General features: G+C 72.4%; 12 protein-coding genes. 6 read left to right on the forward strand and 6 right to left on the reverse strand.

What is annotated here, in order from left to right; genetic code table 11:
- The first annotated feature begins 23 nt into the window (after positions 1 to 23).
- The 4 genes from EUA94_RS09265 to pabB all read left to right on the forward strand — a co-directional run bounded on the left by EUA94_RS09265 (position 24) and on the right by pabB (position 5760).
- Positions 24 to 1916, forward strand: coding sequence for an anthranilate synthase family protein (locus tag EUA94_RS09265; RefSeq protein WP_129426580.1), 1893 nt, complete (start codon positions 24 to 26; stop codon positions 1914 to 1916).
- 199 nt (positions 1917 to 2115) lie between these two features.
- Positions 2116 to 3768, forward strand: a complete 1653-nt coding sequence (locus EUA94_RS09270; RefSeq protein WP_129426581.1) for a sulfatase-like hydrolase/transferase — start codon at positions 2116 to 2118, stop codon at positions 3766 to 3768.
- A gap of 15 nt (positions 3769 to 3783) precedes the next feature.
- Positions 3784 to 4347, forward strand: a complete 564-nt coding sequence (locus EUA94_RS09275; RefSeq protein ID WP_129426582.1) for an anthranilate synthase component II — start codon at positions 3784 to 3786, stop codon at positions 4345 to 4347.
- 72 nt (positions 4348 to 4419) lie between these two features.
- On the forward strand, positions 4420 to 5760 hold the full coding sequence (gene pabB / locus EUA94_RS09280) for an aminodeoxychorismate synthase component I (protein WP_207210475.1): 1341 nt from the start codon (positions 4420 to 4422) through the stop codon (positions 5758 to 5760).
- 51 nt (positions 5761 to 5811) lie between these two features.
- Here pabB and EUA94_RS09285 read toward each other — a convergent pair whose 3' ends face one another.
- The 5 genes from EUA94_RS09285 to EUA94_RS09305 form a co-directional block, all read right to left on the reverse strand.
- Positions 5812 to 7206, reverse strand: a complete 1395-nt coding sequence (locus EUA94_RS09285) for a sensor histidine kinase (RefSeq protein WP_129426610.1) — start codon at positions 7204 to 7206, stop codon at positions 5812 to 5814.
- A gap of 5 nt (positions 7207 to 7211) precedes the next feature.
- On the reverse strand, positions 7212 to 7907 hold the full coding sequence (locus tag EUA94_RS09290) for a response regulator transcription factor (RefSeq protein WP_129426584.1): 696 nt from the start codon (positions 7905 to 7907) through the stop codon (positions 7212 to 7214).
- 87 nt (positions 7908 to 7994) lie between these two features.
- The gene (locus EUA94_RS09295; protein WP_129426585.1) at positions 7995 to 8858 is read right to left on the reverse strand and encodes a fructosamine kinase family protein; all 864 of its coding nucleotides are present in this window, start codon (positions 8856 to 8858) and stop codon (positions 7995 to 7997) included.
- Positions 8858 to 9391, reverse strand: a complete 534-nt coding sequence (locus EUA94_RS09300; protein WP_242494761.1) for a low molecular weight protein-tyrosine-phosphatase — start codon at positions 9389 to 9391, stop codon at positions 8858 to 8860. The genes EUA94_RS09295 and EUA94_RS09300 overlap by 1 nt, the downstream gene beginning before the upstream one ends.
- Before the next feature lie 5 nt (positions 9392 to 9396).
- Entirely contained in the window at positions 9397 to 9786 is a 390-nt protein-coding gene (locus EUA94_RS09305; RefSeq protein ID WP_129426587.1) for a phage holin family protein, read from the reverse strand.
- A 44-nt stretch (positions 9787 to 9830) separates the two neighbouring features.
- On the opposite strand from EUA94_RS09305, the gene EUA94_RS09310 reads away from it, so the two are divergent.
- Both EUA94_RS09310 and hisC read left to right on the forward strand, forming a co-directional pair.
- Complete coding sequence (locus EUA94_RS09310; RefSeq protein ID WP_129426588.1) at positions 9831 to 10391, forward strand: VanZ family protein; 561 nt, start codon at positions 9831 to 9833, stop codon at positions 10389 to 10391.
- Positions 10392 to 10400: 9 nt separating this feature from the next.
- Positions 10401 to 11480 carry a histidinol-phosphate transaminase gene (gene hisC / locus EUA94_RS09315; RefSeq protein ID WP_129426589.1) on the forward strand — a complete coding sequence of 360 codons (1080 nt, stop codon included), beginning with the start codon at positions 10401 to 10403 and terminating at the stop codon, positions 11478 to 11480.
- A 119-nt stretch (positions 11481 to 11599) separates the two neighbouring features.
- Here the strand turns inward: hisC and EUA94_RS09320 are convergent, their stop codons facing one another.
- Entirely contained in the window at positions 11600 to 12865 is a 1266-nt protein-coding gene (locus tag EUA94_RS09320) for an MFS transporter (RefSeq protein WP_207210476.1), read from the reverse strand.
- Between the last annotated feature and the right edge of the window lie 70 nt (positions 12866 to 12935).

Consider the following 12935-nt stretch of genomic DNA (forward strand, 5'->3'; position numbering starts at 1 on the left):
CGCCCCGCCGTAGGGTTTCGGCCATGACCGAGACCCGTGCCGTGCCCGACCTCCTGGAGCAGGTCCAGGGGTACGGCGCGTGGGCGGTCATCCGGCGCAAGGCCTCGCCGACCGCCGGCCTGATCGGCGGTACGCCGCACGAGGTGGCGTCCCTGCTCGACATCCCCCTCGAGGCCGGCGCCCCGGAGGCCGGCCGCAGCGCCGACCGGCTGGTCGCGGTGCCGTTCCGGCAGGTGCGCGAGCGCGGCTTCGCGGCCATCGACGACGGCACCCCGCTGACGGTCGTGGACATCGAGGCCGAGCACGAGGTGTCGGTCGACGACCTGATCGCCGCGCTGCCGGACGTGGCCGTCGAGCTCGCCGACCGCGGCGGCTTCACCACCAGCGACGAGGACTACGGGAAGGTCGTCGAGGCGATCATCCGCGACGAGATCGGCCAGGGCGAGGGTGCGAACCTCGTCATCGGCCGGCACTACCGCGCCGTCCTCGCCGACTGGGACGCGACGAAGGCACTCACGGTGCTCCGTCGGCTGATGGAGCGCGAGCGCGGGGCGTACTGGACCTTCTGCTTCTTCACTGGCGAGCGGTTCCTGATCGGCGCCAGCCCGGAGCGGCACGTCTCGGTGCGCTCGGGCGACGTCCGGATGAACCCGATCTCCGGCACCTTCCGGGTGGCCGGCGAGGGCGACACCAAGGAACGCCTGCTGGAGTTCCTCGCCGACGAGAAGGAGGTCTTCGAGCTCTTCATGGTCGTCGACGAGGAGCTCAAGATGATGTGCGACATCTGCCACGAGGGCGGCCAGGTGCTCGGGCCGTTCCTCAAGCCGATGACGCACCTGATCCACACCGAGTACCTCCTCGCCGGCCGCTCCGACCGCGACCACCGCGAGATCCTGCGCGACACGATGTATGCCGCCACGGTGACCGGCGCGCCGGTCGAGAACGCGTGCCGGCTGATCGCCGACTACGAGCCCGAGGGGCGCGGCTACTACGGCGCCGCCCTGGCCCTGTTCGGCCGCTCGCCCGACGGGACCCCGACCATGGACAGCCCGATCCTGATCCGTACGGCCGACGTCTCGATCGACGGCGAGCTCAAGGTCACCGCGGGCGCGACCCTCGTACGCGACTCGGACGCGGCCTACGAGGTGGCCGAGACGCGGGCCAAGGCCGGCGGCATCCTCAGCGCGTTCGGGCTGGCCCCGGCCGCGACCTCCGACGGCTCGGACATCGCCGACCTCGCGCGCGACGAGGACGTCCTGCTCGCGCTGGGGTCGCGCAACCAGCGCCTCTCCCGCTTCTGGCTGACCGACCAGGCGGGCGAGCCTGCCGACCCGGCGCTGGCCGGGCAGACCGCGGTGATCCTCCACGGCGAGGACGACTTCGTGAACATGCTCGTGCACGTCCTCGGCGTCTTCGGCATGACAGCGCGCGTCGTGCGGCACGAGGACTACGCGACGGGTGCCTTCGACGGTGCCGACCTCGTGATCGTCGGCCCCGGCCCCGGCGACCCGCGCGAGGGCGACCACCCCAAGATCGCGGCGTTCCGCCGCGCCGTCGACGACCTGCTCGCCTCCGGCCAGCCGTTCCTCGCGGTGTGCCTCGGTCACCAGACGCTGTGCGACCGGCTGGGCCTCGACCTCGGCTACAAGGACGTCGTCTTCCAGGGCACGCAGTCGCCCGTGCGCCTCGACGGGCGTACGGAGCGGGTGGGCTTCTACAACACGTTCGTGGGCCGGGTGCCTGACGGCTTCGATCTCCCCGCCGACGTCCGCGTCGAGGCCGACGAGGCCACCGGCGACATCCACGCCGTCATCGGCCCGCACTTCCGCGGCATCCAGTTCCACGCCGAGTCGATCCTCACCGAGAACGGCTACGACCTGCTCCACGGCGCGGTCCGCGACCTCCTCGTCCGCTGACGCCCGCCCCCTCCCTCCCGGTATCTAGGGACGATCTGGGTGGTCGGAAGGGCCGTCGACCTACCAGAACGTCCCTAGATACCGGGACGGGTGGCTAAGTGAAGTCGTCTGGTAGACATTGAGTCGGACCGGCGTGGCGGGCGACCGACGGCGCCGGCCGCCACCAGTCTGGTGACTCGGGACACGACGGGGGAACGACATGCAGCACTTCAGACGAGCGTGGGCCGGCCTCTGCCTGCTCGCGCTCGTGCTCGGCGCAGCGGGGTGCGGCGTCGCGACGGGGAGGACGACTGCCCCGGCTCCGGCGGCCGCGCCCGACGCCCGCCCCAACGTCGTCGTGGTGATGCTCGACGACTTCTCGATGGACCTCGCGCCGACCATGCGGTCAGTGCAGCGGATGCGGAAGGCAGGCGCGTCCTACCCGCACTCGTTCGTCACCGACTCGCTGTGCTGCGTGTCGCGCTCGAGCTTCTTCACCGGGCAGTACCCGCACCAGACCGGCGTGCGCACCAACACGAGCAACGAGGGCAGCTCGATGCTCGGCGGCTGGCCGGCGTACGACACGAACGGCAACCCCGAGCGCGCCTTCAACGTACGGCTGCAGGAGGCGGGCTACACGACCGGCTTCGTCGGCAAGTTCCTCAACGAGTACGAGTGGTCGCCGGGTCGCGCGCTCCCGCCGGTGGTGCCGGGCTGGTCGACGTTCAACACGGTCTTCGGCTCGGCGTACGACGGCTGGGACTTCGCGAGCACCTCGGTGGTAGACGGCCGGATGCGGCTCACCCAGCACGACGCGCCGACCGCGAGCGCCAGCGACAGCGCCAAGGACAAGGCGTACGCCGGCACGGTGATCGGCGACCTGGCGATGGACTTCCTCTCGGCCAACGAGGCTGCGGACGCGCCGTACTTCCTGGAGGTTTCGCTCTACGCACCGCACAGCCGCACCCAGCCGGAGGGCCACTACGCCGACGACCCGCTCTTCCCGCCGATGTTCCGCGACCGCGCGGGCGAGCGGAGCTGCGGGCGGGTCGCGTGCCGCAAGCTCACCGTCGACGACCTGCCCGGGTTCGCCGATCGGCGCAAGGACAACCGGCCCCGCACGGTCGACGGCAAGCCCGCCCGCGCCTGGAACACCGTGCCCACGCTGCCCGCGGCGGCCGCGGTCCGTGACCTGCGCGACCGGGCCCGGATGGCGCAGTCCGCCGACCGGCTCATCACGAAGATCCTGCGCACGGTCGGCCCGGAGACGTACGTCGTGCTCACCTCCGACAACGGGTTCCACCTCGGCCAGAACGGCCTCTGGCGCGGCAAGGGCACGGCGTACGACACCGACGTGCGGGTGCCGCTGCTCGTCACCGGGCCGGGAGTCGTGCCGGGCGCGCGGCGCGAGGTGACCAGCAACATCGACCTCGCACCGACCTTCGAGGAGCTGGCTGGGCTCGCACCTGCGCCCTACCGCAGCGGCCTCTCGCTCGTGCCGACGCTGTCGCAACCCGCGCTCGTACGGCAGTCGTACGCGTTCCTCGAGCACACCCAGCAGACGCTGACCGGCGGCGATCCCGACGCGGCCTTCAGTGGCGCCGAGCTCGACCGGATCCCGTCGTACACGGCCGTTCGGAGCCGGCGTGCGCTGCTGGTGCGGCTCGACCTCGACCCGCGGCGCCGTACGACCGAGTGGGGCTACGAGTTCTACCGCTACGGCGCGAGTCGCTGGGAGAAGCGCAACGCCTTCGCCAGTCCGAAGCGGAAGGCCGAGGTCGACCTGCTGATGGCGAAGCTGGCCGCGTTCGACGGCTGCCGCGAAAAGGGCGACGAGCCGGTGTCGGAGGCGTGTCGCGGCGTGAGGCAGTAGCACTACTGTCGGCGCGTGCAGCCGGACGTGATCGTGGTCGACCACCACGACTCCTACACGTGGAACCTGGTGCACCTCATCGCCGCGGTGACCGGCGCGCTGCCGCGGGTCGTGCAGCACGACGAGGTGGCGGCCGAGGACGTGCTCCGGCACTCCCACGTGGTGCTCTCGCCCGGTCCGGGCCACCCCGCGTCGCCGGTCGACTTCGCCGTCGGGACCGCCGTGCTGCTGGCCGGGACGCGCCCGGTGCTCGGGGTCTGCCTCGGGATGCAGGGGCTGGTCGCGGCGTACGGGGGGACGGTCTCGCGGCTGACGCCGGCGCACGGTGACGTGGCCGCGATCCGCCACGACGGCGCGGGCGTCTTCGACGGCCTGCCGCAGGACTTCGCGGCCGTGCGCTACCACTCGCTCGGCGCCACGCGGCTGCCGGCCGCGCTGGTCGCGACCGCGTGGAGCGAGGACGGCGTCGTGATGGGGGTCCGGCACCGCGACCTGCCGCTCGAGGGCGTGCAGTTCCACCCCGAGTCGATCCTCTCGACGCACGGCGCCGACCTGGTCAGGAACTTCCTTCGTGAGTGAGCGCAGCCAGCGAGCCATCCAGCACAGGGTGATACGTGCCTCATGTGCGCACGGAGCGAAGCGAGTACGTGCATGAGTGAACCGGTCTCCTTCTTCCTCGACGTGGCGGCCCGCCACCGGCGCTGCTTCTGGCTCGACGGCGGCGGCGCGCGGGAGTGGTCCGGCAGCCGCTCGATCATCGGCTGGCTCGAGGACGACGACGTCTCCCTCACCTGGTCGGCGACCCGGCGGGAGGTGCGCGCCCACACGGGCGGGACGTCCGAGGTCGTCGGTGACGACATCTTCACTGTCCTCGAGGAGCGGATGGTCGCCGGCGAGCAGTGGTTCGGCTACCTCGGCTACGCCTCGCGGCCCGACCTCCCCGCACTCCTTCCCGGCCCCGGCGACCCCACCCTCCCCGACGCCGTCTGGATGCGCCCTCGCGCGGTGCGGGTGTTCGAGCACGCGGTCAGCCCGTCGGGCTCTCCGTCGGGCTCTCCGTCGGGCTCTCCGTCGGAGTCACCGCTTGAGCGGGGACTCCGTCGCGATTCGGCCGTTGCAACGGCCCAGCAGCGCCAAGCTCCGCCCACCTCTGTGACAGCAGGGGTTCCTGAGTCGTACGCCGCCGCCTTCGCGACCGTCCAGGAGCACCTCCACGCCGGCAACTCGTACGAGGTCAACCTCACCCACCGCCTCACGATCGCGTCCGACCTCGACCCGGTGTCGGCGTACGTCCGGCTCCGCGACCTCAACCCCGCGCCGTACTCCGGCTTCCTCCAGCACGATGTCGACGGCGCCCGGGCGTGGCTGCTGTCGAGCTCGCCGGAGAGGTACGCCCTCGTGACGCCCGACCGGCACCTGGAGACCAAGCCGATCAAGGGCACGACGCCGCGCGGCACGACCCCCGACGAGGACGAGCGGCAGCGCGAGCGGCTGGCGAGCGACGCCAAGACGCGCGCCGAGAACCTGATGATCGTCGACCTGCTGCGCAACGACCTGTCGCTGGTGTGCGAGGTCGGGTCGGTCGAGGTGCCCGCACTGATGGAGGTCGAGAGCTATGCGTCGGTGCACCAGCTCGTCTCGACCGTCCGCGGCCGGCTCCGCGACGACGTGACCACGGTGGGGGCACTGCGCGCGCTCTTCCCGGCGGGCTCGATGACCGGCGCCCCGAAGCTGCGCACGATGGAGGTCATCGGCGAGGTCGAGTCGACGCCGCGAGGGGTGTACGCCGGCGCGTTCGGCTGGATCAGTGGCGACGGCCCGGCCGACCTCGGCGTCGTCATCCGGTCGCTGACGACCGACGGCACCGGCACCTGGCGCCTCGGCACCGGCGGCGGGATCACCGTGAAGTCCGACCTCGCGGAGGAGTGGGCCGAGTCGGAGTGGAAGGCCGAGCGGTTGCTGCGCGTCTTCGACGTCCCCGACCAGCTGTAACGCCGGGTTACTACTTGTACCCACCCCCGAGCAAGGGGGTGGGTACAAGCACTAACCCGGCGTTACAAGGGCGTCGACGCCCGGCAGCCACAGCGAGAACCGAGCCCCGCCGGTCGGCGCCTGGGACACCTCGACGCGGCCGCCGTGGCGGTCGATCACCTGCCGCACGATCGCCAGGCCGAGCCCGGAGCCGGGCATCGCGCGCGACTCCTCGGAGCGGAAGAAGCGCTCGAAGACGTGAGGCCGGTCGGCCTCGGCGACACCGTCGCCCTGGTCGTCGACGACGAGCACGCCGTCGGCGAGCCGGACGATCACGGTGCCGTCGGCGGGGCTCCACTTGGCGGCGTTGTCGAGCAGGTTGGTCACCGCCCGCTCGAGACTGCTCGAGTCGCCGACGACGACCCACGGGTCGGTCGCGACGTCGAAGGAGATCCCCTGCGCGCGCCGCCGCACCCGCGTCACTGCGCGGTCGACGACGTCGGCGAGGTCGACCTGGGCGACGACGTGGGTCATCGGCTCGTCGCGGGCCAGCTCGACGAGGTCGCCGACCAGCGCGCTCAACTCCTCGATCTGCCCGCGGACGTCGTCGAGCAGCTCGAGCCGCGCCTCGGCCGGCAGCGCGGTGTTGCCCTCCGCCTGCCGCAGCAGGTCGAGGTTGGTGCGCAGCGACGTGAGCGGCGTACGCAGCTCGTGGCTCGCGTCGGCCACCAGCCGACGCTGCCGGTCGCGCGACGCGCCGAGCGCGAGCAGCATCTGGTTGAACGCCGTCGCCAGGCGCGCCACCTCGTCGTCCCCCTCGATCCGCAGGGGGGTCAGGTCCTCCGTGACGGCGATGCGCTCGACCGCGGAGGTCAGCCGGCGTACGGGTCGCAGGCCGTTGCGGGCCACCAGCCAGCCCGCCAGCAGAGCCGTCAGCACACCGAGCGCACCGAAGGCGAAGAGCACGCCGCCGAGCTTCTCCAGGGTGCGGTCGTTGGTGGCCAGCGGCTGGGCCAGCACGAGCGCCTGGCCGCTGCCGGCCGACACGGTGGCGACGCGGAAGCGCTCGCCCTCCTCCGTGACGAGGGTGCGGACCGTGGAGTCCCGGCGCCCGGTGACGACGTCGTACTCCGGCTGGCCGAGGGTGAAGTGCGGGATGTCGGTGCCGCTCGGGGGGCCGTCCGCGGTCACGAAGATGATCCGCACGTCGGCCGCGCCGAGCACCCACGGCGGGAACCCGCGCACGGTGAGGTCCGACAGGGCGGAGATCGTGGTCGCCTTGTGGGCGCGGTTGAGCAGCGACTGGTCGAGCGAGCTCATCAGCTGCTGGCGCATCACGACGTACGCCGTCAGCGACAGGATCGCGATCGACACCCCGAGTGCGACGGTTGTGAGGACCGCGACGCGCGACGCCAGCGACCGGCGGTAGTGGAAGCGACCCTGGGCGAGCGCGGCGTCGGGCTTCATCCGGGTCACGTCTCCTTCAGCACGTAGCCCACGCCGCGTACGGTCTGGATCAGCCGGGACTCACCCTCCGCCTCGGTCTTGCGGCGGAGGTAGCCGACGTAGACCTCCAGCGAGTTGGCGCTGGTCGGGAAGTCGAAGCCCCAGACCTCCTCGAGGATGAACGACCGGTCGAGCACGCGCCGCGGCCGGCGCAGGAACATCTCCAGCAGGGTGAACTCGGTGCGGGTCAGCTCGATCGGGCGCCCGCCGCGGGAGACGTCGCGGCTCGACACGTCCATCGTGAGGTCCGCGAAGGTCAGCAGCTCGCCGTCGCCGTCCTCGTCCGGGACGACCCGGCGCAGCAGCGCGCGGAGCCGGGCCAGCAGCTCCTCCAGCGCGAAGGGCTTGGTGAGGTAGTCGTCGGCCCCGGCGTCGAGGCCCTCGACCCGGTCGCCGACCGCGTCGCGGGCGGTGAGCACCAGGATCGGTACGTCATTGCCGGCCGTACGCAGCGCCCGCGTCGTCTCGATCCCGTCGAGGCGCGGCATCATCACGTCGATCACGACGACGTCGGGATGCTGGGCGCCGACCGCCACCAGCCCCTCGGCGCCGTCGGCGGCGAGGACGACCTCGTAGCCGTTGAACTCCAGCGACCGGCGCAGCGAGTCACGCACCGCGCGATCGTCGTCGACGACCAACACGCGGGGCTTGGAGTCGGTCACGCGGCAAGGATGCCACCGCGGCCTGAGCCAGACCTGAGAAGTCGAGTGCGGAGCCCTGCGGCGACCACGACCGCGAGCGCACTCGGCTCAGGTGTAGCGCGCCGCGATCGTCCCGGCCCGCGCGCCGTAGCTCCCCCCGAACATGCAGGCGTGGACGAGCAGCGGGAACAGCTGGTGGAGGCCGAGCCGGTCCTCCCAGCCGTCGGCGAGCGGGTGCGCCTCGTCGTACGCCGCCACGACCCGCGGCAGGTGCGTGAGCCCGAAGAGGTGCAGCATCGCCAGGTCGACCTCGCGGTGCCCGCCGTAGGCCGCCGGGTCGATCACGTGGATCGCGAGGTCCTGGCCCCAGAGGCAGTTGCCGTTCCAGAGGTCGCCGTGCAGACGGGCCGGCGGCTCGTCGGGGACCAGCTCGGTGAGCCGGCCGACGACCGCCTCGACCGCAGCCGCATCGGAGTCGGTGATGGCGCCGCGGTCGCGGGCGAGCTTGAGGTAGGGCAGCAGCCGGCGTACGGCGTAGAACTCGGCCCACGAGCCGGCCGTCTTGTTCGGCAGCGGCAGCCGCCCGATGAACCCGTCGTGGTCCAGGCCCCAGTCGTCGGCGCCGGCGGCGTGGGTGCGCGCGAGCTGCTGGCCGAAGGTGACCGCGGCCTCGGCCGGCGTCTTCGAGCTCTGCTCGATCCACGCCAGGATCACGCAGTCGCTCGCCGCGGCCAGCACCTGCGGGAGCGGGATGCCGCCGTCGACCTCGGCCAGCCAGCGCAGGCCGGCCGCCTCGGCTTCGAAGAAGCCCTCGGGCGCGTGCGGCAACGTCTTCATCAGCGCGGTCTGGCCGCTGGAGAGGCGCAGCCGGGTCGCGGTGGCGATGTCACCGCCCGCGACGGGCGAGGTCGCGACGACCGACGACCCGAGGAGCTCCTCGGCGCGCCGGGCGGCCAACGGTTGGCGAGCCATCAGGCGTGGTCCCCGGCCGGGGTGCCGAGCGTGCCGGGAAGGGCGCCCACGATCGCGTCGCTCGTGCGCTCGACCATCGCCAGCACCTCCTCGAAGCCGTCGGCACCACCGTAGTACGGGTCCGGCACCTCGCCACCCGGATCGACCGGATCGAAGTCGCGGAACAGGCCGACCCGCTCCGTACGCCCGCCGACGTCGGCGAGGTTGGCCGCGTCCATCACGAGCACGAGGTCGTACGCCTCGGGCCACGTCGCGCCGTACTGCCGCGCGCGGTGCCGGCTCGGGTCGTAGCCGGCGGCGGAGAGGGTGGCAGCGGCCCGCTCGTCCATCGGGTTGCCGACGTGCCAGCCGCCGGTGCCGGACGACGCCACCTCGACGCGGCCGCCGAGCCCGGCGTCGGCGAGGCGCCGCTCGAGCACGACGTGCGCGGTGGGGGAGCGGCAGATGTTGCCCAGGCAGACGAGCGCGATGCGGTAGCCGTCGGTCGACCGGGGCGGAGGGAGCGGGGCAGGCTGGCTGGAGGGGTCCGGCACCCGCATCAGTCCCGCGCGGGGAGCGCCGTCCGGACGCCCCAGCCGACGACGGTCACGATCACGGCGCCGACCAGCGCGTTCCAGAAGCCGTCGACGTGGAAGCCGAGGTCGAACGCGTCCGCGAGCCGTGCGGTGAGCAGCAGCATGAGGGCGTTGATCACGAGCAGCAGGAAGCCGAGCGTGAGGATGATGAACGGCAGCGAGAGCAGCTTGATCACCGGCTCGATGAAGGTCGACACCAGTCCGAGGATGAGCGCGACCACGAACAGCGGCAGGATCTTCTCCTGGATCTCCGCCTGGCCGTTGGCGGGGCCGTCGAAGAAGATCCCGTCGAGCAGCCAGGCGGCCACGGCCAGCCCGGCGGCATAGGTCAGCAACCACGTCACGAAGCGCATGAGGCGAGGGTAGCCAACGCGGACCACCGGCTAGCCTCACCGCCGTGGTGACCTTCGGCGGGACGGGCGTGATGGTGCTCGCCGTCCTGGCCGCCGGCGTCGTGTCGGCGCTCCTCGGCCTGTCGCTGCGCGCGCGGCTCGGCACGCTCTCGGCGGTGGCCGTCTCGGGGCTGGTCTGGTCGCTGGCGGCGATCGCGGTGGCGACGCTGGTCCCCACCCGAGCCGACGTCGGGATCGTGCCCGCAGACAGCCGCAGCGACTCCTGCTCGTGGGACTACGGCGGTCCCAACGGTGCGGCGTTCGAGGGTCTCGGGTTCGACCAGCGCACCCTCAACGTGCTGCTCTTCGTGCCGGCCGGGATGTTCCTCGTGCTCGCCGTCGGCCGCTGGTGGTCCGGCGTGGTGCTCGCCCCGATCGGGCTCGCGCTGCTGGCGGCGTACAGCGTGGGCGTCGAGCTCGCCCAGCTCCAGCTGGCCCGTATCGACCGCGCCTGCGACGTCACCGACATGGTCGACAACATCGTCGGCGCCGGGGTGGGCTTCCTGATCGGTGTGCTCCTGCTGCCGCTCACCCGCCCGTGGCGGGGACGGAAACCGGCTCACTAAGGTCGGGGCATGGCTCCGTCCCCCTCTCCCCAGCCCCGGTCCAACGTGCTCGCCATCCCGGCGTACATCGCCGGCAAGCCGCCGGTCGCCCGTGAGGGGCTGACGTCCTACAAGCTCTCGTCCAACGAGAACCCCTACCCGCCGCTGCCCGGCGTGCTGGAGGCGGCGACCGAGGCCGCGGCGCAGATGAACCGCTACCCCGACATGGGCAGCACCGCGCTGTACGCCGCGCTCGGCGAGGCGATGGGCGTGCCGGTCGACGACCTGGCGGCGGCGACCGGCTCGGTCGGGCTGATCTACCAGCTGGTCAACGCGTTCTGCGACCCCGGCGACGAGGTCGTCTACGCCTGGCGCTCCTTCGAGGCCTATCCGATCGCCGTCACTGCGGGCGGCGCGACCAGCGTGCAGGTGCCACTGACCGCTGACGGCCGCCACGACCTCGACGCGATGGCCGCCGCAGTCACCGACCGCACCAAGGTGGTCATCGTCTGCACGCCCAACAACCCCACGGGTCCGGCCGTCACCCAGGCCGACCTCGACGCCTTCATCGCGAAGGTCCCGTCCCACGTCGTCGTCGTGGTCGACGAGGCCTACCTCGAGTTCGTCCGGATGGACGACGCGATCGACGGCATCGCGACCTACCGCCGCCACGACAACGTCGTGCTCACCCGCACGTTCTCCAAGGCGTACGGCCTGGCCGGCTTCCGCGTGGGGTACGCCGTCGCCCCGTCGCCGATCGCCGGAGCGCTCCGCGCGGTCTCGCTCCCGTTCGGGGTCAGCCACGTCGCGCAGGCCGCCGCGATCGCCTCGCTGGCCGCGCGCGACGAGCTGTTCGCCCGCGTCGACGACCTGGTCGAGCGCCGCGCCGACCTCGTCTCCCGACTGCGCGAGGTGGGCTGGGAGCTGCCGGATGCGCAGGGCAACTTCGTCTGGTTCCCCCTGGGCGAGCGCGCCCTCGAGTTCGCCGCGGCCTGCGGCGAGATCGGGATCTCGGTCCGGCCCTTCGCCGGCTCGGGCGTACGCGTCAGCATCGGCGAGGCCGAGGCCTTCGACCGGGTCGTCGAGGTGGCGGCGCGCTTCACACCCTGAGCATCGTGGAGCGGTGGTCCAACCACATTCCGCCGGCGGGAAACGTCGCTCCGCCACCGCCCCCAGCGAGACACGAAACGACACGCCGATGGGCGGTGCTCCAGCCACAGTCGAAGTCTTCAGAATGTCGTTGGACCACCGCTCGACACCGGCTCCGGATCACCCTCCGGGGCGCGGTCCATCCGCCGGAAGGACGGCACGCGGGTCGGCGCCATCGTCGTGACGAAGTACGCCGCACCGGCGACGAGCAGCGCGGGTGAGAGGCCGAGGCCGGCGACGGCCAGCCCGCCGAGCACCCCGCCGAGCGGCATCAGCGACCAGCAGATCGCGGTGTTGAGCGACGAGACCCGCCCGAGCAGCGGGGGCGGGATCCGCTCCAGGATCACCGCGCCGAGGATCGGGTTGAGGAAGCCCGACGCGACGCCCGCGACGAACGTGACCGCGAAGACCGCCCACAGCGGCGACTCCAGCGCCATCACGACGAACCGCGGCGCACCGCAGATCAGGAACGCGACGACGTACGTCCGGTAGCGCGGCAGCGTCTCGCCCCACCGCGCCGCCGTCAGGGCGCCCAGCACCGAGGCCCCGCTCATCACGGCGAACAGCGTGCCGAGCACGGCCACCCCGGCGCCGGACTCCTTGGCCCACACCGGTGCGAGGACGGCGCTGTAGGCCTGGTCGACGAGGTTGGTGACCGCCACCATCGCGCAGATTGCGACGAGCACCGGCTCGGTGCGCAGGAAGTCCCAGCCCTGCCGGAGCTCGTGGACGTACGACGTCGGGGTGACGTCGCCCTCCCGCGGGACGGGCCGGCCGAGCCCGGTGGTGGCGATGGCGAAGACGACGAAGGAGACGAGGAAGGAGGCGGCGTCGACGTAGAGCGCGTTGGCCGCGCCGACGCCGGCGACCAGCAGGCCGGCCAGCGCCGCGCCGCCCATCGACGACGTGCGCTCGACGGCTGCGGCCAGTCCGGACACCCGCTCGAGGGAGTAGCCCGCAACGCGCGCGATCTCGGGGCTCATCGCGCCCTTGCCGGCGTCCCCCGGCCCGCGCAGGGCGCCGGCGACCGCGACCAGCACGAGGAGGGTCGGGAAGCCGAGCATCCCGAGCCCGTGGAGCAGGGGGATCGCGGCGACGACGAAGGCCGAGAGGAGGTCGCAGACGAGGGTGACCCGGCGGGGACCGACCCGGTCGAGCAGCGGCCCGCCGAGCGCCTTGAAGATCACCAGCGGGGTGATCTCGGCCGCGGCGACCAGCCCCGTCTGGGTGGCCGACCCGGTGGTCGAGAGCACGAACCACGGGATCGCGATCATCGACACCCGCGTGCCGACGAAGGAGATGCCCTCGGCAACGAGGGCGCCGGCGAGCGGTGTACGCGCGCTCACTGGTGCACCATCTTCCTGTCGGCGGTCACCTGATCGCTGATGCACCCGAGGTGCCGTTGGGTCACTGCCC

This window comes from Nocardioides zhouii, assembly GCF_004137345.1.
Taxonomy (GTDB): Bacteria; Actinomycetota; Actinomycetes; order Propionibacteriales; family Nocardioidaceae; genus Nocardioides; species Nocardioides zhouii.